Origin of the sequence: Bacteroides sp. AF39-16AC (genome assembly GCF_003602735.1) — a bacterium.
Classification (GTDB): domain Bacteria; phylum Bacteroidota; class Bacteroidia; order Bacteroidales; family Bacteroidaceae; genus Bacteroides; species Bacteroides uniformis.
Genome location: NZ_QTLN01000001.1, coordinates 43757 through 67423, shown reverse-complemented (window position 1 = coordinate 67423; position 23667 = coordinate 43757). Strand labels below are relative to the sequence as shown.

At 49.0% G+C, this 23667-nt stretch carries 13 protein-coding genes; 11 read left to right on the top strand and 2 right to left on the bottom strand.

Features of this window, described 5'->3' with window-relative positions:
* Positions 1-4: 4 nt before the first annotated feature.
* A complete protein-coding gene (locus DW039_RS00250; RefSeq protein ID WP_035457718.1) occupies positions 5-1822 on the bottom strand; it encodes a glycoside hydrolase family 2 protein in 1818 nt (605 codons plus the stop codon).
* Between the two features lie 251 nt (positions 1823-2073).
* Between DW039_RS00250 and DW039_RS00245 the strand changes: the two genes are divergently transcribed.
* From DW039_RS00245 to DW039_RS00190, 11 genes are all read left to right on the top strand, one after another.
* The gene (locus DW039_RS00245; protein ID WP_016272757.1) at positions 2074-3183 is read left to right on the top strand and encodes a glycoside hydrolase family 43 protein; all 1110 of its coding nucleotides are present in this window, start codon (positions 2074-2076) and stop codon (positions 3181-3183) included.
* Positions 3184-3332: 149 nt separating this feature from the next.
* The gene (locus DW039_RS00240; protein ID WP_120138124.1) at positions 3333-5141 is read left to right on the top strand and encodes a beta-N-acetylglucosaminidase domain-containing protein; all 1809 of its coding nucleotides are present in this window, start codon (positions 3333-3335) and stop codon (positions 5139-5141) included.
* A gap of 833 nt (positions 5142-5974) precedes the next feature.
* The gene (locus DW039_RS00230) at positions 5975-9193 is read left to right on the top strand and encodes a TonB-dependent receptor (RefSeq protein ID WP_044467426.1); all 3219 of its coding nucleotides are present in this window, start codon (positions 5975-5977) and stop codon (positions 9191-9193) included.
* Positions 9194-9212: 19 nt separating this feature from the next.
* Positions 9213-10718: a RagB/SusD family nutrient uptake outer membrane protein gene (locus tag DW039_RS00225; RefSeq protein ID WP_044467427.1), complete on the top strand. Its 1506-nt coding sequence runs from the start codon at positions 9213-9215 to the stop codon at positions 10716-10718.
* A 368-nt stretch (positions 10719-11086) separates the two neighbouring features.
* Complete coding sequence (locus DW039_RS00220; RefSeq protein WP_044467518.1) at positions 11087-12952, top strand: beta-L-arabinofuranosidase domain-containing protein; 1866 nt, start codon at positions 11087-11089, stop codon at positions 12950-12952.
* Positions 12953-12990: 38 nt separating this feature from the next.
* On the top strand, positions 12991-14115 hold the full coding sequence (locus tag DW039_RS00215) for a glycerophosphodiester phosphodiesterase family protein (protein WP_044467517.1): 1125 nt from the start codon (positions 12991-12993) through the stop codon (positions 14113-14115).
* Between the two features lie 25 nt (positions 14116-14140).
* Positions 14141-15505: a trehalase family glycosidase gene (locus tag DW039_RS00210; protein WP_120381549.1), complete on the top strand. Its 1365-nt coding sequence runs from the start codon at positions 14141-14143 to the stop codon at positions 15503-15505.
* An 18-nt stretch (positions 15506-15523) separates the two neighbouring features.
* Complete coding sequence (locus DW039_RS00205; protein ID WP_044467515.1) at positions 15524-16213, top strand: SGNH/GDSL hydrolase family protein; 690 nt, start codon at positions 15524-15526, stop codon at positions 16211-16213.
* Between the two features lie 77 nt (positions 16214-16290).
* Positions 16291-18507, top strand: coding sequence for an alpha-galactosidase (locus DW039_RS00200; protein ID WP_044467514.1), 2217 nt, complete (start codon positions 16291-16293; stop codon positions 18505-18507).
* A gap of 12 nt (positions 18508-18519) precedes the next feature.
* Positions 18520-20796, top strand: a complete 2277-nt coding sequence (gene bglX / locus DW039_RS00195; RefSeq protein WP_044467513.1) for a beta-glucosidase BglX — start codon at positions 18520-18522, stop codon at positions 20794-20796.
* Positions 20797-20822: 26 nt separating this feature from the next.
* Positions 20823-22373 carry a right-handed parallel beta-helix repeat-containing protein gene (locus DW039_RS00190; RefSeq protein WP_044467519.1) on the top strand — a complete coding sequence of 517 codons (1551 nt, stop codon included), beginning with the start codon at positions 20823-20825 and terminating at the stop codon, positions 22371-22373.
* Between the two features lie 153 nt (positions 22374-22526).
* Here the strand turns inward: DW039_RS00190 and DW039_RS00185 are convergent, their stop codons facing one another.
* Positions 22527-23042 carry an outer membrane protein gene (locus DW039_RS00185; RefSeq protein ID WP_016272745.1) on the bottom strand — a complete coding sequence of 172 codons (516 nt, stop codon included), beginning with the start codon at positions 23040-23042 and terminating at the stop codon, positions 22527-22529.
* Between the last annotated feature and the right edge of the window lie 625 nt (positions 23043-23667).

Genomic DNA, 23667 nt, shown 5'->3' with positions numbered 1-23667 from the left:
GAATTTATTTGAGAGAATTGCAAATTTCCAGGTTGATTTCCCTGATACGCTTTTCGTCCACTTTAATTACTTTACGGTCATACGTCATCAGGCCGTTCACTTCGATTTCTACGTCCGAGGTCTGTGTATATACCGCACCGGTGAAACCTTTCAGGGCGAGTTTCTTCAATTCTTGCGCATATTTCACGTATTCGTCGGTTACTTCTTTTGAGGTATTGAACCGGATATATCCCCAGTTGCGGTCGGCCTCCCATACGTGCCCTTTCACTACATAGCCTATACCGCCGTATTCTCCTATCACGTTGGCCCGTCGGGCATCATACAGAAACGGTTCGGGACCCGGATAGCTGTGTATGTCCAGCATGTCACCGCATGTATAATGGTTGCCACCGCTGGCAGCGTTCACCAGTCGGGTGCCGTCATATTGTTTGGTCAGGTTGGCTGTTTCTTCTGTTTTAAACTGTCCCCATCCCTCATTGAAGGGTACCCATACGCCGATGCAGGGGTAGGAGTAGAGGTAATCCATAATCTCTTTCCATTCCTTGAAGTAAATGGCTTCCGATTGCGGAGTGCGGGTCAGGTCGGCACCGGTGAAGTAGTCACGTTGGTTCCATTCGTGCATTTTGTCGCCGTTGGGCATGTCTTGCCATACGATGATGCCTATCCGGTCACAGTGTGCGTACCAGCGTGCGGGTTCCACTTTTACATGCTTGCGAATCATGTTGAAGCCGAAGTCTTTCGTCTTCTGTATGTCGTAAATCAGAGCCTCGTCCGTGGGGGCGGTATAGAGGCCGTCGGGCCACCAGCCCTGGTCCAGCGGGCCGAACTGGAACAGGTCGCGGTTGTTCAGTTGCATTCTCATCACACCGCTTGCGTCGCGCTTGGACGAGAACTTTCTCATGGCTGCATAGCTGTCCACCGCATCCGTTTCCGTGCTGTTTTGTTTCAGACGTACTTTGAGTGTATATAAGAAAGGTGTGTCGGGCGACCACAGCTTTACTTCTCCGGGTATGGTGATGTCTATGGCCTCCCCACGGATGGCTGCTCCCGAGGCTACAAGTTTGCCGTTGTCATATACTTCCGCTTCCAGACGGCATCCTTTTTTCCATTCGCCTTCACCGGTCCGGGCTTCAATCCGCAGCCGGTTGAGGTCGATGTCGGGTGTGATTTTCATAGAGGCTATATGGTTTTCGTTTACCGGTTCGAGCCACACAGTCTGCCAGATGCCTGAGACGGCTGTATACCAGATGCCTTGCGGGCGGTTGGCTTGTTTTCCTACGGGTTGCGGACCATTGTTGGTGGGGTCCCATACACGTACGGTCAGTTTGTTGCTTCCTTTTTGCAGTGCATCGGTGATGTCGAAGCAGAAAGGGGTATAACCGCCTTCGTGCTTGCCTACGCTGGTGTTGTTCACCCACACATGGGCTCTCCAGTCTACGGCACCGAAATGCAGCAGTACTCTTTTCCCTTTCCATCCGGCAGGTACTTCAAATTGCCGTGTATACCACAATTCCTGACTGTCTTCCAAGTGCACGCCTACTCCTGATAGCGATGATTCTACGGCGAAGGGCACCAATATCTCGCCGTCGTAGGTTTTCGGTTCTGCTTCTCCACACGGGCGGATGGCATAGTCCCACAGTCCGTTCAGGTTTTTCCATTCTTTTCGTTCCATCATCGGGCGCGGATATTCCGGCAGAACGTTGGCAGGGTCCAGTTTCTCTCCCCATTCCGTCTTTATTCTGTCGCCTGCCGGTTTCCATTGGGCGAGGGAGGGGGCTTGCAGGCCTAATGCCAAAGCACATGCTAACGCCAATTTTTTCATTCTCATAACAATCTGTTGTTTATAAATTATAGTTGTTTCCGTCTGTCGTGCGGAATTTGGGCAAAGGTGCTCCAATTCGTCTTTATGAAAGGATAAAAACTGACCAAAAAAGGCGAATTTTGTTTCAGCTGCTTTTTCTTAAGAATAAAATCCATTACTTTGCGACGGCTTTGGAAGATTTGGAGCCAAACGGAAATAGTCGCAGGATATTTCTGTTTGAGTATATATACCTTAAATTAAATGATTTCCGTATGATGAGAATCAAGTGTGCTTTTCTTTGTTTGCTTGTCGGGTGGTTCAGTTCCTGCCATTCGGGAAAGCGTTCTGAAAACGTGGACGGAGTAGACTCTTTGCAGTGCTATGTCAATCCTATTTCTACCGGTTTTCTGGGGTGTCATGTCTTGTTTCATCACGGTATGTATTATTGCATCCAGGGGTGGATGTCGGGTATATACCTGCGTGCGGCTGAGGATGCCACTTTGCTCAAGGAGAAAGAATTCAAGAATGTGTGGAGTTCTGCCGATCCTTCTGTCGGAAACATAGATGATGCCGAATTGCACTACATTGATTCCAAATGGTATGTTTATTTCACCGGGAATGACAATAACCTGGATAATCGTTGTATCTATGTGCTGGAGAATGATTCGCCCGATCCGCTGAAGGGTACGTTCAGGCTGAAAGGGCGCATTGACACCGATAAGGAGAATCATGTGGCCATGTTCTCTACGGTATTCCAGCAGGACGGCCGTTTGTATCTGGTGTGGTGCGGCTGGCCTTCCCGCAGGGTTTATGAAGAAAACCAGTGTATCTATATTGCCGAAATGGAGAATCCCTGGACTTTGTCTTCGGAGCGCGTGCTGATATCGAGGCCCGAATATGAGTGGGAGTGCCAGTGGGTAGGTATTGACGGCAACCGCACGGCTTATCCGATTTATGTGAATGAGTGTCCTCAGGTGTTCAGGTCGCTTCGTCAAGACAAGATTCTGCTCTATTATGCTGCCAGTGGCCGTTGGACCCCTTATTATTGTGAAGGCATGCTGATGGCCGATGCTTCTGCCGATTTGCTTGATTCCGCTTCATGGAAGAAGTGCCCGGTTCCGGTATTCAGCTCGAACACCACCGATAAACTCTATGCTCCCAGCATCGTCTGTTTCATACCCTCGCCGGACGAGACGGAGTATTACTATCTGTATAAGGTGCGTAAGGACTTGGAAGATATGTTCATTTCTTTAGAGAAGTATGAAGTCTGTATGCAGAAGGTGGAGTGGGACAAAGACGGTATTCCGATACTGGGATGTCCGCAAAGGCAGGATACGCTGTTGCGCAAGCCGTCGGGGACGCCACATGCGAATGATGATTGAAATCGGCACGGAAGTTGCCTTATGGATGCGGAAATTCTCCTTTTTCGGTCGGAATTTCTTCTTTTTTCCATGGAAAATGCCCTTATTTTGCATCCGGCAGTTGCGTGTGCTTCTGCTGTGAGTATGAATCTTAAAAAAATATGGTATTGATGAAAAACATGGTATTGCTTTTGTGCATCTTGTTTCTCTGTTCATGGGCGGAAGCCGATGCGCAGGGTTTTCACCTCCAGCCCACTCCGCAGAAATATGTGGGAAGTGAGGATTCTGTTTTTATCCCTGCAAGATATAGTTTGCAGGTAGGAGCCACTTTGCGGGGAAGTGCGGCGGAGCAGTTGTTGGCCGGTCTTTTTCCGGATGCTGCGGTGACTGCCGATTTTTCCGTTTGTATCGGTATGAAGGGGGATAAGTCTGTGAGGAAGTATGCTGCACGTATCCCTAAACAGGCAGAGGGTTATTATCTGAAGATAGACAAGGAAGGTATTGTTGTTGCCGGTGCCGACCGTAGAGGGGTTTTTTACGGTGTGCAGACGCTGGTCCAACTGATTGCATTGCCCAAACTGCCGTTGGTGGAGGTGACGGATTATCCCGACGTACCCTACCGTGGTGTGGTGGAAGGTTTCTATGGCGTTCCCTGGAGCCGGGAAGCACGCTTGTCGCAGCTTGATTTCTATGGCCGCAACAAGATGAATATCTATATTTATGGTCCTAAGGACGACCCTTACCACAGTTCGCCCAACTGGCGCAAGCCCTATCCTGCTCAGGAAGCCGAACAGCTGAAAGAACTGGTGGAATGTGCGCGGCGGAACGAAGTGCTTTTCTATTGGGCTATCCATCCGGGAAAGGACATTCGCTGGAATACGGAAGACCGTGATTTGTTGATGGAAAAGTTCGAAAGCATGTATCGTTTGGGGATAAGGGCCTTTGCCGTTTTCTTTGATGATATTTCCGGCGAAGGGACATCGGCGGAGAAGCAGGTGGAGCTGTTGAATGATATTTATCATAACTTCGTCAAAGTGAAAGGGGATGTTGCTCCGTTGCTGATGTGTCCTACGGAGTACAACCGTCTGTGGACTAAGCTCGAGGGAGGTTATCTCGCGACGCTGGGCGGCAAGCTTCATCCGGACATAGGCATCTTGTGGACGGGCGATAAAGTGGTGGCTTGTATTGATAAGCCTACGATGCAGTTTGTCAATCCGCTGTTGAAGCGCAAAGCATTCATTTGGTGGAATTTCCCCGTGTCCGACTATGTGCGCGACCGCCTTTTGCTGGGGGCTGTCTATGGCAATGGGACAGATATCGATGACGATATAAGTGCTTTTATATCCAACCCTATGGAACATGCCGAGGCTTCAAAAATCGCCCTTTTCAGTATAGCCGATTATGCTTGGAACATGGATGCCTACAAGAGTGATGCATCGTGGAGAAGAGCTGTCCGGTACCTGATGCCCGGCCATGCCGCAGCTCTTCAGGTCTTTGCCTCACACAATTCCGACCTTGGCGGGAACGAACATGATTTCCGTCGTGAAGAGTCAGAACAGATTCGTCCTGCTTTGGAACGGTTGCTGGATGCTTATTGCCGCGAAGGAAAGCGGGAGGTCGCCGCTGCATCGGCTGTAACCGAGGAATGCGAACGTATGATTGCTTCTGCCGACCTGCTGCTGGCTTCCGATGAAAATCCGGCATTAATCAAGGAAATAAGTCCTTGGCTGATGCAGTTTAAGTTGCTGGGTGAATTTGGAAGAGAAGTGCTGTGCATGTTGGCGGCACAGTGTGACGGCAAAAAGACGGAACTGGAGAAAGCCGCTTCTCATGCCAAGGCCCTCCAGGTATTGATGAAGAAAATAGACGCCACTTACAACCAGAACGGATTCCAGCCGGGTGTAAAGACCGGAAGCTGCCATCTGAAACCTGCTTTCGACCGGTTGTATCAGGAGGTGGTTCAACGTACCGGTAAATAGGGGGTGTCTTTTAATCCCGTTTTCGGATTGCTTTTTTAGTAAAATGCAAACGATAGCCTGCCTTTAAGTTTCGCAAGCCCGACTTCTTATGTTGACAAGGTATTCGTAGTCTGCTACGGAAGTGAGCTTGTGAAACTTGAGTAAACCAAATGGAATAAAAGCGTTTTTTTTATTCTTCACTTCCTTCACCTTTTCCTTCAATCCCTCTATTCATAGGCTTTTCCGGTGAAACCGGTTTAATTCTGTGTTCGCTCTCGCGTTTATGTTTCGGGAGTTGTCAATTGCCGGCGGCGAACTTCACTGTAACCGATTTGCAGCATCATTGCAAATTGGTTGCAGCGCTACTGCAAGTTAGTTGCAGCGCCACTGCAAAACTGTTGCAGCGTCACTGCAAAACTATTGCAGCGTTACTGCAAGTATGGTTGCAGTGTTACTGCAAAACTATTGCAGCGTTACTGCAAGTATGGTTGCAGTGTTACTGCAAAACTATTGCAGAATTTTGCAGTAATTATCTGTTGATTTATACATAGTTATATTATAGTGAAACAGATTTGAACTGCAGATGTTTTTGGAGTTGTCGGGAATTGGAAGTGCGAAGAAAAGAGGTTTCATCGGGAAAGCGGCATAGGGTAAAACCGGTTTCACCGGAAAAGCTTGTGGATAGGCAGGTTGAGGGAAAAGGTGAAGGTGGTGAAGGATGAAAACAAACTGTTCAAAACGCATGAATGAGCGGATATTTGCCTTTTTTGAAGAGCAATTATCCTTTTTTAATCTTTTTTGCAGGTAAGTTTGCAGCAAAATTTTTTTAATTAATTCTTAAATACATTCGTATTATGAAAAAGCATGAAACGCTTTTGGTAAGCACAATCCTGAACGGAACATACCGTGGCCGCCGTTTTCTCCAGATGGTGGGAATGGTAGGACTGTTCTCATTCGGTTCGGTTCAGGGCTTACACGCAGAAGCAGTAAATCCTCCAGCAGATGGAACGGAAGTGGTACAACAAAAGAAGAATGTGACCGGAGTGGTGAAAGACAAGACCGGTGAACCGGTCATTGGTGCCAACGTGATAGTGAAAGGCACTACGTCGGGTGTGATAACGGATATAGACGGACGCTTTACGATTTCTGCCGGAGCAGGGCAGGTGATAGAGGTGTCGTTTATCGGTTTCAAGACATATGCTTTTCCGGTAGACTCGAAGTCGGAATATACCGTCGTTCTTCAGGACGATGCCGAGTTGCTGGAAGAAGTGGTGGTTGTGGGATATGGTTCACAATTGAAGCGCTCGGTGACGGGTGCCATCTCTTCCGTAAAGTCCGAGGAGCTTGAAGCGCCCAATGCGGTAAGTGCCGACAATCTGCTGCAAGGCAAGGTGGCCGGTCTTACTATTACGCAGAACTCTGCACAGCCCGGTTCGGGAATGAGTGTGAACATTCGTGGAAAACTTTCTCCCAACGGTTCGAATTCTCCGCTTTACGTCATTGACGGGGTAGTGATAAGCAGTACCGGAAACAAGGCTTCCAGCGGAGGTCCAAATTTGCCGAGCTTGCACGATGGATCCGACCGAAGCCCGCTGGCTACACTGAACCCCAATGACATCCTTTCCATCGACGTGATGAAGGATGCCAGTGCAGCTGCCATTTACGGTTCGTCTGCCGCTAATGGTGTGATTTTGATTACAACTAAGAAAGGTCAGGCCGGGAAGCCTCGTATTTCGTACAATGGCTCTTTTTCCGTGCAGGGTATCAAGAAGTACTATGATGTGCTTAATGCTCAAGAGTATATGACTAATGTCAACCTTTCCAGAATGGAGAATTTTCTTTATCGTGGCAATTTCTTCCCTTACGGGCCGGAACCTGCTCCTGCATCGGGATGGGCGGAAGCGTTTACGGCTGAAGAGATACGCAATGCAAAGACTTACGACCATGTGGACGAAATTACGCGTACCGGTTTTATTCATAATCATAATGTGGCCATTAATGCCGGTTCGGAGAAGTTTAAATTCTATGCTTCGTTTAATTACTATGATCAGAATTCTATTCTGAAAATCAGTGATTTGCAGCGTTTCAGCGGCCGCTTCAATTTTGAGGCCAATTTCAATAAGTACGTTACTCTGAATGTGGCAAGTATGTATTCGCATTTGTCTTCAAACAATCCGTCATCAGGACATACGCGGATGAACCGTAATGAAGCGGTACAGACCAATGCAGCCATTTTCTTTCCATCAAATATGCCGCTGTATGATGAGGAGGGAAAGTTGACTACCTCTATTTCTCCTCTGACACCTAACCCTGCTACTTGGTTTCATATCAAGAACCAGACGGTGACAAAACGTTTGATGTTTTCGCCCAATCTGGAAGTGAAATTCCTGCCGTGGCTCAAAGCAAATGTACAGTTGAGTGTGGACAAGACAGACGAGAATCGTGAGATTTTCGGTTCTACCAAAGGTAAACTGCCTGCACAAGTAGAGGATAACTATGGTGGTTTCTCCAATGCATTCAACGATAACTACGGTATTGAAGAGTATCTGACCTTCGACAAGGATATCGCTAACGGTCATCACTTGAATGCAGTTGTGGGTACGGGATATTACGTTACTACTTCCAGATCTCACAACGTGATGGGGTACAATTTCCCTACGGACGTGTATGAGAATAACAACATTGGTTCTACATCCGATCTTGAGAGGACCAATTTGGGCTCGTGGAAGACTTGGCGTAACAAGCTTTCTTTCTTCGGCCGTCTGAACTATACGTTTAAGAACCGTTACATTTTGGGAGTTACGCTCCGTAACGACGGCTCTTCCGTATTTGCCGATAATCACAAGTGGGGATGGTTTCCCGGTGCCTCTGCAGCATGGATTATCTCTGAAGAGAAATTCATGAAAGACTTTGATGTCTTGAGTTTCCTGAAATTGAGAGTCGGTTACGGTACATCGGGTAATGAAAGTATCTTGACCGGCGGTACTTATCCGCTGACTACGTATGGCAACGCATGGTCGGGAGATTATTACTATTTCGGCGGGGTTTATCATAAGGGTATTATTCAGAAGGAGCAGGGTAATCCTGATTTGAAGTGGGAAACGGACATCACGGTAAATGCCGGTATCGATTTTGGATTCTTCGATGACCGTCTGACCGGTAGTGTAGATTACTACGTGCGCACAGCCAAGGACTTGCTCAATTTCACTCCGCTTCCTGTGACCGGCATGGTGGGCAATATAGCCAAGAATGTAGGTTCTACCCGAAGCAAGGGTATCGAAGTGGCATTGAAAGGTACTATCATAGACAAGAAGGACTGGACATTGACAGCTTATGCCAATGTATCCCACAATCGTTCCAAATGGGTGGAACGCAATCCCGAAGTGGCTATTTCTCCTTGGTTGGATGAAAAAGATGATATCAGCCCGATTTATGGCTGGAAGACGAACGGTATCTTCCATTCTTTGGAAGAGATACAAGCCTACACCTCTAATGGCAAAGTGCTTCAGCCGGATGCCAAACCGGGTAACCTGAAGTATGTAGATGTCAACGGTGACGGTGTGATGGATGACGGCGATATCGTGAAATTGGGTACTTGGGACCCGAAAGCCAACTTCGGTCTGGGTGCCAGCCTGCGCTTCAGAAACTGGATGCTGGATATTGATACGTATGGTGTGCTGGGCAAAAAAGCATACGACTCCTGGAACTTCAGAGGTATCGGAGACGATAATACCAGTGTACGCGTGAAAGACGTATGGACCTCCTACAACCCTACCGGTTGGTATCCGGGCATTGCTGCGGATGTGACTGGCGGAAACAACAAGACCGGTACGCATGACTTTACGCTGAAGAACGTACACTTCTGGCGTTTCAAGGATATCAAGCTGACTTATATGCTGCCTGAGAAGTTCCTGAAGAGAAACAAGATTGCTTCGGATGCTTCCGTATTCGTGGATTTGCAGAATACGTTGATGCTGACCAATTACGAGGGTCTGGACCCGGAAATGGAAATCAACTGCGCACCGTTCCCCATTCCGTTTACAGTCGTATTGGGTGTTAACATTAATTTCTAAACTAAAATACCAAGAAGAGATGAAAACAAAAAAGATAATCAGTTGGGCGGTTGCCTTGTGCATGGGTGTGATGCTCCACTCATGCGACTTGGACCAAAAAGTATTTTCGAGCCTGACAAATTCAAACTTCCCACAGACGGTGGAAGACATAGATGCATTGGTAATAGGCATGTATGCCAATTTCAAGGCCAATTCCGGTGGTGTGTATGATGGCTCTAACGATGGTTGGACCATGCCCATCTACGCCTCCGGTGACGGCTGGTGGGCTTACTCGGAATTCACTTCGGACGAAATGATGCACCAGAGCAACCAGACTTATAAATTCAATTGGTCCGGTGCATGGGATACCTACGGAACATACTCCATTAGCCGTAATATTACCCGTTGTACATTCATTCTGGATCAGCTGGAGAAAGTCGGCGGCCTGCCGGAAGCGGCAAAAGCACAGAAGATTGCCGAGGTAAAGACTTTGCGTGCTTGGTTGATGTTCTGCTTTTATGATTTGTATGGACCGGTATCATGTGTGCTTGAACCGGAGGGATTGAGCAACATCGTTTATACGCCGCGTCCTACGAAAGAAGTCTATTTCAATCGCATGGTAAGCGACTTGCAGGAGGCATTGCCGTATCTTTATGACAAAACGAATGGTACGGAAAATTGGGGTCGCGTGAATAAAGGGATTGCCACTATGCTGCTGATGAAAGCATATATGAACGACCACCAATATGACAAGGCGTTACCTTATGCCGAGAGTATGAAGACGATGGGGTATACGCTTTCTGAAGACTATAAGGATGTTTTCTCCAATGAAATGAATGATGAGACGGTATGGGCCGTTCCGGGTGGAGAACTGGCCGGAAATGAGTATGCTTATTATCTTTTCCCGCCCAATTGCATCACTTTCGGCAAGAATTTCGAGCACAAAGCTTGTCCGACTCATCGCTGGGGAGGCTATCTGATGCCATGGGATTTCTATGACACGTATGACAAGGCGGATGCCCGTTTGGAAGTGATTGCCGATTCTTATAAGGATGCGGACGGTACACTTTATACCCGTCCAGGAGGAGGTGGTGCAAGCGATGACCGTATCCAGCAGGGCGCCATTCCGGTGAAGTATTTGGTGGCCCCGGAGAAGTATGCCAGTGGCAATACGCATATCGTGGCTTTCCGTTATGCGGACGTACTCCTCTCTCTGGCCGAAATAGAGAACGAGCTGAACGGACCTACGGACAAGGCACTGGGCTATCTGAAACAGATTACCGACCGTGTGGGCGTCACGCATACCATTCCGGCAGATATACAATCCAGCAAGGAGAAGTTTAAAGAATTCCTGCTGATGGAAAGAGGGCGCGAGCTCTTTATGGAAGGCTGGCGTCGTCAGGACCTGATACGCTTCGGTAAATACATCGAGTTTGCCAGAAATCGCGGATGTACCGCAGCCAAGGACCACATGGTATTGTTCCCCATTCCGCCGAAAGTGATTACCGAGTCGGGCGGGGTGATTGAACAAAACCCCGGATATTGATAAGGCAGGATGATGATTGGATGCAAACAGTAAGAATCTCCTTCCGTATTCTGTTCTCCGGAAAAGATTGCGGGGGGAGATTTGTCTTTTTTATATGCACTTCGTCTTTTTTGGGAATAAGGTATAAAAAGATTACAAGATGGATTGTTTTCAGGCAAGGTCGTATAATGAGGGTACCTCAGTCGTATACTTAGGTTATCTCACTATACGACTGAGATACCCTAAGTATACGACTGAGATAGGATAATACGTAAATGGTTGATACTTAGTTGTTTGTGGAATGCTGGATTGCATGTATATAAATTCGGACAAAAAGACTGTTTGCACTTGCATGTTTTTTATGGATATTATCAAAATATGGATATACGATGAATTATAGAGTATTGTTGTTAGGACTGTGTGCCTGGGCCTCTTTGCCGGTTCTGGGGCAGGAGAGCAGGGTAGAGGACATCCGCATTGGCGGTTTTGTAGGCGGACGCATCCATACCTGCATCGAGCAGCGGGTGAAATCGCAGGATGTGGAGCATCTGGTAGAGCCTTTCCGTCATCGCGGGGAGACAAGCCTTTGGCAGTCCGAATTCTTTGGGAAGTGGCTGCTGGGGGCCATTTCGTCTTACGAGTATTGCAAGGACCCTGCGTTGCTGGAGCAGATAAAGACCGGCGTGCGGAGTTTCATGCAGACCCAGACTCCGGAAGGCTACATAGGCAACTACAGTCCCGAAGCCCGGCTGACCAACTGGGACATCTGGGGCAGGAAATATTCGGCACTTGCCTTGGTGGCATACTATCGCCTGACCGGCGACAAGGCGGCATTGCAGACCGCTATGCGTTCGGTGGATTACCTGATGAAGCAGTTGCACGAACAGCACGTCGACATTGCCCGTACCGGCAATTACTTTGGCATGGCAAGTTGTTCCATCCTGGAACCGGTGGTCTATCTGTATGACATTACCCGCGAGAGACGCTACCTCGACTTTGCCAAAAGCATCGTGGCGGGCATCGAGCGGGAGGGCAGTTCGCAACTCATAGCCAAAGCGCTGAAAGATGTGCCGGTATCGCGACGTTCGGCTTATCCGGCATCGTGGTGGTCGTTCGAAAACGGGCAGAAGGCTTACGAGATGATGTCCTGCTACGAAGGTCTGATAGAACTGGGGCGTGTGCTGGACGACCCTCTTTACAAGGAAGCCGCCGAGCGTACGGCCGGGAGTATCCGGCGCGACGAGATAAACATTGCCGGTTCGGGTGCGGCCTTCGAGTGCTGGTATGGAGGCAAGGACAAGCAGACTCTGCCGGCTTATCATACGATGGAGACTTGCGTGACGTTCACCTACATGCAGTTCTGCAGCCGTTTGTGGCGCGACACGGGCAATCCGCTCTACGTCGAGGAGTTTGAACGGACGATGTACAATGCCTTGTTCGCCTCGATGAAACACGACGGAGGACAGATTTCCAAGTACAGTCCGTTGGAAGGACGCAGACAGCCGGGTGAGGAGCAATGCGGCATGCACATCAACTGCTGCAATGCCAATGGTCCCCGGGGATTCGCCCTGATTCCGAAGATGGCGGTGGCGACTAAAGAAGACGGTATATTCCTCAATCTCTATGTGCCGATGGAAGCTACGGTGAAGACGGGCAGGAAGAATGCAGTGGCCCTGAAGGTGGAGACCGGTTATCCCGTAAACGGAAAGGTAAGCATCGGAGTGGAACCGCAGAGGGACGAACGCTTTAAACTCTCCTTGCGCATCCCTTCGCAGGTAGACGGGGCGAAGGCCTTTGTCAACGGGCAAGAGCAGGAAGTGCTGCACCTGGGCGGTTATCTCTGCCTGGACCGTATATGGAAGCGAGGCGATGAAGTGACATTGGAATTCGACCTTCAAACCAAAGTTGTGGAGAGCCATAACCACCAGGCAGTGGTGCGCGGTCCGCTGGTATTTGCTCGCGACAGCCGTTTCGACGACGGCGATGTGGATGAGTGTGCCGTCATCAAGAGCGATGAGCGGGGTGTGGTGCAGGCCGCAGTACACGAGAATATGTCCGGTTCATTTGCCTGGATTACGTTGGAAGTTCCCGCTGTGCTGGGCACCGACCTGGAAGATGCCGCCAACAAGACGGCCAAGCCCGTACGCTTCTGTGACTTTGCCTCTGCGGGCAACGACTGGGCCCCGAAAGGCCGCTACAAGGTATGGATTCCGCAAACCCTGCACATGATGACGGAACCTTACCGGAAATATTGATGGAAAAACAGGTAGAAATTCCTTTATAGAGATAAAATATGAGCTATAACAAGAAAATGAATCTGTGCATCGGCCTTCTGCTGGTTCTTCTGACGGCTTGCCAGGGAGCGAAAAAGGAAGTAGAGACACAAACACCCCGCATATCGGTCAGTGAGTATACCATGTTGCATGAGGTAGTAAAGATAAAGCTGGACAACGTTGCTCCGGACATGGAGATGACGGTGGATTTCGGAGACGGAACCGTGGAAACGGGCAGGAACGACGGACTCCTGACGCACGCCTATGCCAAGGAGGGGGATTACACCATCAAGGCGCAGACGGCAACCGGAACATTGACTGCCGGTATACATGTCTGCGACTTGCCGGCGCTCAGCGTTGCCATGCGGCGGTTCAAAGACCCCTCGTACAAGAAGGTGTGGGTCATGGCCCACCGGGCGCATACGCAGGACAAGACCATTCCCGAGAATTCTCTCAGTGCAATAGAGGCTGCCGTGGCCGCCGGCGCTGAAATTCTGGAGTGCGACGTCAGGCATACAAAAGATGGTGTTCTCGTGGTATGTCACGACGAGACCATCGACGCCACTACCACCGGACAAGGCCGGATTGCCGACATGACCTATGACGAAATCCTGCAGTACAACCTGAAAGACCGTGCCGGAAAACCCACCGATGAGAAGATGCCCACATTGGAAGAGTATCTGACCGCCGTACGCGGACGGGCGTATGTAGACATCGACAAATGTACCGGACAAGGTATCTTCGGGAAAGTGGCGGACGTGGTGTGCCGGACGGGTATGATGGAAGCCGTATTCTTCTATAGTGGTGTGGAAGAGGGTACCCGTGAGGTGCTCGGTGTGGTGGAGGATGCCAACGTCTATCCTTGGGTAGGAGGGCACAAGTTGCTGGAGGGATTGCCGCGTACGTTTTTCGTGCAGACATCGTATGCCACCGAAGGCAGAAGCCCCTCTTTGGGCGATTCGGTAGAGTTGGGCATGATTCCCTCCGTCTGCCTGCTGTGGGTGCTCGACCAGGCCATACCCGAATATGCGCTGGACGACAGGCAACTTGACGAACTGTTTGACATATTCCCCACTGTGCGGATGATTCAGACGGACGTGCCTGCCGAGTTGATTGCAGCCTTGGAGAAGAAGGGATTAAGATGAAAAATCAACAAGTGTTTTGAAATATATGAAGAAGATACTGTTTTTGTGCTTCGGGCTTGTGGTCAGCGTTTCATTGACGGCGCAATTACCCGAAAGGAATGCCGGCAACCTGAAAAAATACAAAGCGATATGCCGGCAGCATATTTATAAGAATATGAAGGGTATGTACCGGCAACCGGTCGGTGCGTTGAAGTATCCCTTCCTCGTGCCCGGCAGCGGGCAGTATGCCAACCAGTTGTGGGACTGGGATTCATGGCTGAGCGACATAGCCCTGCGGCAAATCATCGTGGAAAACGGCACCAGTGACGACCGTGAGGAACTGATTGCCTACGAGAAAGGCTGTATTCTCAACTTCCTCAGCTATGGCGGAGGCGACGGGTGGATTCCCATTTGCATCTTTGACAATACGGAAGAGCGCTGGCAGTTGCTGCAGAAAATCAATCCCTGGAAGACCAATATGCACAAACCCGTCCTGGCGCAGCATGCTGCTTTTGTAGTGGAGCAGACGGGCGGTGATGCCGAATGGCTGCGTGAGGGGTTTTATAACTTGCAGACGTTTGTGGGCAAGTACCTCAATTACCATCGCCACAAGGCCACCGGATTGCTCTATTGGGAAAACGATGAAATGATTGGCGTGGACAATGACCCGAGTACCTTCTACCGTCCTCACGGAAGCTCGGGCTCCATCTTCCTCAATGCCTTGATGTATAGGGAACTGCTTGCCATGGCTTATCTGGCAAGACAGCTCCGCATGCCCGATCTGGAAAATCGGTTCACCCGCGAAGCGGAGGAACTGAAAGAAGATATCCGCAAGCATTGCTGGGACCCTCGCGACGGCTTCTACTACAGTGTAGACCTTAACCTGCTTCCGGTGGAAAAGCCCGCTACGCCGGGCTTTCATTACCACACCGGACAACCCCGTACTTACGACTGCCTGATACAACGTTTCAGTGTGTGGAGCGGCTTCATGGCGTTGTGGGCCGGAATTGCCACTCCCGAGCAGGCGCGCGAAATCGTGGAACGGCAATATCGCGATTCCCGTTTGTTCAATGCGGCGGCAGGTGTGCGTTCCCTTTCTCCATTGGAGAAAATGTACGACGTGCGTGCCAGCGGCAATCCTTCTTCCTGGCAAGGACCGGTATGGATATGCGTCAACTACTTTGTTTTCCGGGGACTGCTCCGCTACGGCTATACGGAAGATGCCCGGGAGTTGGCGGAGAAGACCGTGTTGCTGCTGGGACGCGACTATGAGCGTTTCGGTGCGTTGCACGAATATTACATGCCCGACAACGGCGAGCCCATCCTCAACAAGGGCTTCCAGAACTGGAACTTGCTGGTGCTGAACATGGCTGCCTGGCTGGACGGTAAAGAGACGGTGAATGAATTTTAATTTTTATCAAGCAAGAGTATGAAACATTTGTTACTGGCCTGTATCATGGCCGTAATCTGTCTTCCCGCTTCGGGAGAAAACAATAAGAAGTCTAAACCGGGCGGCGCTTCCCTTAAAGTGCTTTGCCTGGGAAATTCCATTACACGGCATGAATATAAGGCTGATATCGAATGGTTCTCGGAGTGGGGCATGGCAGCTTCGAAGGAAGAGAACGACTATTGCCACCAGTTGCAGAAGCTGCTCTGCGCAGAACATCCCGGCACGGTGGTTACCCCGCTCAACATCGCTTACTGGGAACGCAATCTGACGTGCGATATTGATTCATTGATAGGTTCGGCTGTTCGCGGCAAAGACCTTGTCGTGATTCGTCTGGGTGAGAATGTGCAGGATAAGCAGGCGTTCCGTTCGGGCATTCTCCGCCTGGTGGAATATTGCAAACAGAAAGCGGGCAGGGTGGTCATCACCGGTTGCTTTTGGGAAGATGCCGAGAAGGAGCGTGCCATTATTCATGCCGCCCGTACCCACGGTATTTCCTTTATTCCGATTGACTGGATAGACCGTCTGTATGATTCGCGTCCCAAGGTGGGCGATACCCTCTATGATGTGGAAGGAAAGCCTTATACCGTGACCAAGGAGTTTATTATTGCCCACCCTGACGACCGAGGCATGCGAAAGATAGCCGAGGCGATATTCGACACTTTGCGATGATGCTTTCTTGAATGTGACGCCAGGGAGCCGCATTGTTCGGGACTTGATTGATATGAATTGGTTTATAGATTATTGGTATGGAAAATTTGAAAAATATTTTGTGGCTCTGTCTGGCAGGACTGTTATTGGCTGCACTGCCCGCTGCCGCCGGGCAGATTGTTGTGTCCACCCCTTCCTTCGCATTGGTGCTTGATGCTCCGGTAGGAGGCGAACTAAGGTATCTCTACTACGGAACCGGATTATCGGAGGATGATTTGCGGCAGATGAATGTGGCAGGTACGTGCCATCATGTTGCTTATCCTTCTTATGGAATAGGATGGCCCGGTGAATCCGCTCTCCGTATCAGACATGCCGATGGGGCGATAGCCACCCGGCTTTATGTGCAGGATGTGGAAGTGAGGCAAGAGCCGGATGCTATGCTCACCCTTGTGAAACTGAAGGATTGTGTTTATCCCTTCTACGTCAATCTCTGCTACAAGGCATATCGCGATGTGGATGTGATTGAAACCTGGACTGAATTCAGCCATTCGGAGAAGACTCCGGTAACGCTCCTTCAATTTGCTTCGTCTTATCTTCCTCTCCGCAGAGGCGATGTGTGGCTTTCCAGCCTCTACGGTGGGTGGGGCAACGAGGCAAGGTTGCTTCAGGAACCTTTAAAACCCGGCATCAGGCTGATAAAGAATATCGATGGCGTACGCAATTCGCATACTGCTCATGCCGAAGTAATGTTTTCGCTGGACGGGAAACCACAGGAAAACACAGGGCGTACTATCGGCGCAGCCCTTTGCTATACCGGTGACTATAGGCTGAAAATCAATACGGATGACGGCGATTATCACCACTTCTTTGCTGGTATGGATGAGGAAGGTGCTTCCTTCAGGCTGAAAAAAGGCGAGGTATTCCGTACTCCCCCGTTGGCGCTCACCTACTCGGAAGAGGGATTGGGCGGCGCAAGCCGTAATTTCCATAAATGGGGACGGAAACATAAACTGGCCAATGGAGACAAGCCCCGCAAGATACTGCTGAACAGTTGGGAAGGTGTTTATTTCGACATTAATCAGAAGGATATGGAGCAGATGATGGCAGACATAGCCTTGATGGGAGGCGAACTCTTTGTGATGGATGATGGCTGGTTTGGCGACAAGCATCCGCGTGATATTGACAACGCCGGGCTGGGGGACTGGGTGGTGAACCCGAAGAAACTGCCTGACGGCATTGCCGGACTATTGCGTGATGCCGCGAAACATAATATTGGTTTCGGCATCTGGATTGAACCCGAAATGATTAACACACGCAGCGAACTATACGAGAAGCATCCCGACTGGGTGATGAAAGTCCCCGGACAAGACTTCATTACGGCGCGCGGTGGCACGCAGGCGGTGCTTGACCTTACCAACCCCCAGGTGCGGGATTTCATTTTTTATACGGTGGATACCTTGCTGGCCCGTTATCCGGAAATAGAATATATCAAGTGGGATGCCAATATGCCGGTGCTGAACCACGGTTCTGTCCATTTGGACAAGGACGAGCAAAGCCATCTGAGTATTCTTTATCATCAGGGATTTGAGGATGTGTGCCGACGCATCCGTAGAAAATATCCTGATGTGACGATTCAGGCGTGTGCCAGTGGAGGCGGTCGTGTCAATTACGGCTATTTGCCCTATTTTGATGAATTCTGGACCAGCGATAATACAGATGCCTTGCAACGCGTTTATATCCAGTGGGGAACGTCCTATTTCTTTCCTGCTATCGCTATGGGATCGCATATCAGCGCTGCGCCCAACCATCAGACGCATCGCAGCTTGCCCTTGAAATATCGCATTGATGTGGCAATGAGCGGAAGGCTCGGTATGGAGATACAACCCCGGAATATGACGGATGAAGAGAAGAATCTTTGCCGTGAGGCGATTGCTGCTTACAAAGAGATTCGTCCGGTGGTGCAGTTTGGTGAACTTTATCGGCTGGTGTCACCGTATGACGGTCAGGGGGTAGCCTCATTGTTGTATGCCAGCGAAGATAAGTCGAAAGCCGTCTTCTATTGGTGGAAGCTAGAACAGTTTGTCAACCAGCAGTTGCCGCGTGTCAGGATGGCGGGATTGGATGCGGGGAAACAATACCGTATTCGTGAGCTGAACCGCATTGACAATGTCCCTCTCTCCTTTGAAGGAAAGGTACTGAGTGGCTCTTTCCTGATGAGCCACGGACTGGAGATTCCCGGAGAACATAGGGTGGATGCAGATAAAATGAGTGATTATGCCAGTCGGATATTGTATCTGGAAGAGGTGAACCATTAAAATATTAGAAATATGAAAGTTGGATATTTTGCAGTTGTACTGCTTGCATGCTTCCTGCAGGCTTGTTCTTCGTTTGTGGGAAAGGATAGCACGGAGATGGACGGTTTTGTGACCGGACTGATGGACCGGATGACTGTACGGGAGAAACTGGGCCAGTTGAACCTGCCCTCGGGAGGCGATTTAGTGACTGGTACGGTGATGAACGGCGAACTCACGGAAATGATACGGAAGCAGGAAATCACGGGCTTCTTCAATGTGAAGGGAGTACGGAAAATCAGAGAGATGCAACGTATTGCCGTGGAGGAAACCCGTTTGAAGATTCCCTTGATTGTAGGAGCGGATGTCATACACGGTTATGAGACAATATTCCCCATACCGCTTGCCATGTCGTGTAGCTGGGACACTGTCGCCATCCGACGGATGACACGCGTAGCGGCTACTGAGGCCAGTGCCGATGGAATCTGCTGGAATTTCAGTCCGATGGTGGATATCTGCCGCGATGCCCGTTGGGGACGCATTGCCGAGGGGAACGGTGAAGACCCTTACTTGGGCGCTTTGATGGCGAGGGCATACGTACATGGCTATCAGGGCGATGCTATGAAGGCTAATAATGAAATACTGGCCTGTGTCAAGCATTTTGCACTGTATGGTGCTTCCGAGGCGGGACGTGATTATAATACGGTGGACATGAGCAGATTGAGCATGTACAACAATTATCTGGCTCCCTATAAAGCAGTCGTTGAGGCGGGTGTGGGGAGCGTGATGAGCGCGTTCAACCTTGTGGATGGCATTCCTGCCACTGCCAATAAGTGGCTGCTGACCGATCTTCTTCGTAACGAGTGGGGATTTGGCGGTATGGTCGTTACCGATTATTATTCCATCGGAGAGATGAAAACTTATGGCGTGGCCGACAAGAAAGAGGCTTCCGTGCTTGCTCTGAAGGCAGGAACGGACATGGATATGGTAACCGCCGGTTTTCTGGATACTTTGGAGTCGGCATTGGAGGAAGGACTCATTTCTGAAACTGATATTGACCGTGCCTGTCGTAGGGTGCTTGAGACTAAGTATAGAATGGGACTTTTTGACAATCCCTACAAATACTGCGACACGGTACGTGCGGAGAAGGAAATATTTACGCCCGAGCACCGCAAGGAAGCGCGTGAGGTGGCACGTGAAACCTTCGTGCTGATGAAGAACGAGGGAAGTCTGCTTCCTCTTTCTGTGGATAAGAAGATAGCGCTGATAGGACCTATGGCCGATGCCCGCAACAATATGTGCGGCATGTGGAGTCTGACTTGTGTTCCTTCCGACCACCGTTCCCTGCTCGATGGGATGCGCGACGCGATGAAGGGCAGGGGCGAAGTCTTTCATGCCAAAGGCAGCAATATCTATTACGAGGAGGAAATGGAGAAAGGCGCCGTCGGCTTCCGTCCTTTGGAGCGTGGAGACAATGGGAAATTACTTCGGGAGGCGTTGCAGGTGGCTGCCCGTGCGGATGTGATTGTTGCCGCTTTGGGTGAGTGTGCGGATATGTCGGGTGAATCGGCCTCACGTACGGAACTGGAACTGCCGGATGCGCAGCAAGCGTTGCTGAAAGAACTGGTGAAGACGGGAAAGCCGGTGGTGCTGTTATTGTTTACGGGACGTCCGTTGGTGCTTAATTGGGAAACGGCACATGTTCCTGCTATACTGAACGTATGGTTTGCGGGCAGTGAGGCGGGCGATGCCATAGCCGACGTATTGTTTGGGCACGCCGTGCCTGCCGGAAAGCTCACTACCAGTTTCCCACGTGCCGTAGGACAGATGCCGTTATACTATAACCATTTGAGTGCCAGTCGCCCCGATCCGCAAGATGGGGTGTTCAACCGCTACCAGAGTAACTATATTGACCAAAGTAATGAACCGCTTTATCCTTTCGGGTTCGGGCTGAGCTATACGACTTTTGAGTATGGCGATATGCGGCTTGGTTCGGAATGCCTTCCCAAGAACGGAGAACTGGCGGTTTCTGTGGAGGTCACCAATTCCGGTACTTGTGACGGTACGGAAATCGTACAGCTCTATCTGCGTGATGTGATGGCTGAGGTGGCACGTCCCGTCAAGGAACTGAAAGCTTTCCGGCGCATCTTATTGAAGAAGGGGGAAAAGCGGGAAGTGGTGTTCACGTTGACAGAGGAGGACTTGAAATACTACCATTCGGACTTGCAATACGGGTATGATCCGGGTGAGTTTCAAGTGATGGTCGGTCCTAACAGCCGTGATGTCCAGACGAAGGTGTTCAAAGCTGAGTAGTTTTTTTAATCTGAAGAAATGGAATCATGAAAGAAAAGAAATATGGTTTGATTATTCTTTGTGGCTTTCTGCTGTATGCTTTCCTGCCGCTCCGGGCGGGAAAGCGAGTGGGGCAGGGAAGTGACATTGTTTCTGTCATTAAGCATGGCATTCGGAACGATGGGGCTGTGATAGGCTCTGAACTGAATGAACTTGTAACGAGAAGTTACGGGAAGACATTGTATTTCCCCGCCGGCATATATAATCTGTCGGAACCCGTTGTCCTTCCCTACGACTATACGAAGAACGTGAACATCCTCTTTGATAAAAATGCGCTGATAAAGACCGATTTACCGATGGAAGCACTGTTGAAAGTCGGTTATTCGGAGATGACAACGCCCGATGTTACTCATCGGCGCTTCTCTTATGTCGAAGGAGGAATGTTCGACTGTTCTAACGTGGACAACGGGATTATGGTCAACGGTTTAAAGCAGCTGGTTTCCCTGAAATACATCAGTCTGTTTAAGGGGCGCAACACACATATCCGCATCGGCGTTACCGACGACTTCAGAGGAACGGGAAGCAGTGACACCAAAATAGACAATGTGACCATACAAGGCATTTCGTCCAACGAAGAGGTATATGGTATCTATATAGACCAAGCCTGCTGTGACTGTAAGATTTCCAATACCTTTATATACAGTACGAAGTATGGACTCGTGACAAAGTCGGCAGGACATATTTTGAATAACCTGCATATTCTCTCCATGCACACCACTGGCGGTCTGGACTTGGGGTTGAAAGGTTTCCGTTCTACGGAAGGGATACGTGTGGAAGCGGATGGCTTTTTCATTTTTAACGAGGTGTATTATGACACGGTGGACCGTGGCATTGTGGTTGCGGCAGACAGGAATCCTACGTTGGTGCTGGACAAGAACATCTTCTATTCCTATTTGCCGGATTTCGGGACTTCTTTCCTCTATCGGGACCATAAGGCGGCGACTCCGTTTCAAGCGAAGATGTCGAACTGTATCATCGAAGTGGCAAAGCAGGGTTATAAGATCTTTGATGTCAGTCCTGAGGCTATAAAGAATGATGTGGAGGGGAATTTTTCGTTTGTGAATTGTGCAATGAGAAATTCTCACTTGTTAAGTCCTTTCGATTTCTCCCTGATGCAACGCATAAGGGAAAAAAGATGTGATGCGCTGTCCGCACCGGAGCAGGCAGCAGGTGGTCTACAGGCAGTGGATAGCTTGCAGTGGTACGTTTTGGGAGCCGTGTTCGCTTCTCCGTATCGTAATCTGTTAAAGTTGGATTTGGCAAAAGATGGTGTGGCAGAACTGGATTTGCTCTTTGCAGGAGGGGAACCCGAAATACATAGCAGGATGCTTAAAAGCCCGGATAGAACTTCCTTCCAGCTGGGATATGTTGTTAAGGACGAATATTGTATCTTACTGTTGAGAACGCCCCGAGGAAAAGTGTATCCTGCTATTTGTGATGTGTTGGGAAATAGTTGTTTTTTGGCGACTCCTTCCAAAGATAGATATTATAAACCGGAAGATTATGGGGTAGACCAGGACCCCGTCATTCTGCATTGAATTTGTGTAATGGAAGAGCAGGTAATATAGAGCGTGAGCGATGTGTTACTTAAGATACAGTGTCATTTTACTTAACGGTAAAATGACACTGTAAATGCCTGATAAAGGTGTTTATTATTTGAAAAACAATTAGATTATCAGCGTGCTGGCTTTTTAGAATCTGTATCCATATCCCAGCATGATTGCCACATTGTCATCTTTGGCAAACATAAACCTGGCTTCTGCATTCAGATAACTCCGTTCGGAGATGGGTAATGTGATACCTCCTCCCAAATTGAAAGCGAATTTGGTAGAGTTGCTCCGGTCCATTTCCATTTCTTTCCCGTCTATCTCAACACTCTTTTTGCCATAGAAGTTGTTCTGCATGCCGATACCTGCAAGGGGATAGACCGAAAATCCTTGGCCGTCTTCTTTAAAGTTGAATACATAATGGAAATTCACGCTTACATCCAGTCCGGTAACTTTGTCTTTAGGAAAGTAGAACGTTACATCCGGAGCAATCCGGAGATTATTCGCTATCGCGTAACGTCCTTGTACTCCCAAACCGAACCTCTCATAGTTCGTTTGATAACCGATGTTGCCCATCAAAGAGCCTTCACCTTTAACTGTTTGGGCATTTATGCCCACAGATGCCAATGCAATCATGGCCAGCAAGAATAATTTTTTCATAATTAAGGCATTTAGTTAATAAAATATTTATTTAAAAGAAGAATGATCTCCTTTTAATGGAAACAACAAACGTTTGCTTACATTTGTTTGCTATATATTGTTACATATACAAAGACTTTTGATGTTAATATACGAGCGCTTTTCTCAATTTTTTATAAAGCAAAAAATGATGTTAATTCCGTTTTTATGCCTCGAACCATTTTTTTTAATGCTGTGTTTTTAGTATATGGCAGGGATTAAAGTTGGTTACATTTGAATTGCCAGTTTGTAGAGAAAGGAGCAAGTGGTATATTACATTGTCGTAACTGACTGAACCTGCATTGTTACGAAAGGATAAAATATCAGGATTGTTTCATTATTAAAATCTACAGCCATGAAAAGTCTAAGTTTTGATTTGCGGGTCAGGCTAATAGCCAGTTCTGTCATCGGGGCAATAGTTTATTTCTTTTCAAGTTCCCGCAGGTAGGTAAAGTGATAATAAAATAAAGGATCGCAGGATATGCCTTTATATTGGAAATAAGCGGATGATATATCTATCTATATATTTACATGTAAATCTCAGAACTGAGTGTGTTACTTTAAAAAATAGTTTATGTATTTTTTATGGTACATTGTTATCGGGATC

What these genes read in the sequence shown, in the direction of transcription:
- DW039_RS00220 (WP_044467518.1), top strand. Translation starts at nt 11,087, where the DNA reads ATGAATTATAGAGTATTGTTGTTAGGACTGTGTGCCTGGGCCTCTTTG.
- DW039_RS00190 (WP_044467519.1), top strand. Translation starts at nt 20,823, where the DNA reads ATGAAAGAAAAGAAATATGGTTTGATTATTCTTTGTGGCTTTCTGCTG.
- DW039_RS00230 (WP_044467426.1), top strand. Translation starts at nt 5,975, where the DNA reads ATGAAAAAGCATGAAACGCTTTTGGTAAGCACAATCCTGAACGGAACA.
- DW039_RS00210 (WP_120381549.1), top strand. Translation starts at nt 14,141, where the DNA reads ATGAAGAAGATACTGTTTTTGTGCTTCGGGCTTGTGGTCAGCGTTTCA.
- DW039_RS00200 (WP_044467514.1), top strand. Translation starts at nt 16,291, where the DNA reads ATGGAAAATTTGAAAAATATTTTGTGGCTCTGTCTGGCAGGACTGTTA.
- DW039_RS00205 (WP_044467515.1), top strand. Translation starts at nt 15,524, where the DNA reads ATGAAACATTTGTTACTGGCCTGTATCATGGCCGTAATCTGTCTTCCC.
- DW039_RS00245 (WP_016272757.1), top strand. Translation starts at nt 2,074, where the DNA reads ATGATGAGAATCAAGTGTGCTTTTCTTTGTTTGCTTGTCGGGTGGTTC.
- DW039_RS00250 (WP_035457718.1), bottom strand. Translation starts at nt 1,822, where the DNA reads ATGAAAAAATTGGCGTTAGCATGTGCTTTGGCATTAGGCCTGCAAGCC.
- DW039_RS00215 (WP_044467517.1), top strand. Translation starts at nt 12,991, where the DNA reads ATGAGCTATAACAAGAAAATGAATCTGTGCATCGGCCTTCTGCTGGTT.
- bglX (WP_044467513.1), top strand. Translation starts at nt 18,520, where the DNA reads ATGAAAGTTGGATATTTTGCAGTTGTACTGCTTGCATGCTTCCTGCAG.
- DW039_RS00185 (WP_016272745.1), bottom strand. Translation starts at nt 23,042, where the DNA reads ATGAAAAAATTATTCTTGCTGGCCATGATTGCATTGGCATCTGTGGGC.
- DW039_RS00240 (WP_120138124.1), top strand. Translation starts at nt 3,333, where the DNA reads ATGAAAAACATGGTATTGCTTTTGTGCATCTTGTTTCTCTGTTCATGG.
- DW039_RS00225 (WP_044467427.1), top strand. Translation starts at nt 9,213, where the DNA reads ATGAAAACAAAAAAGATAATCAGTTGGGCGGTTGCCTTGTGCATGGGT.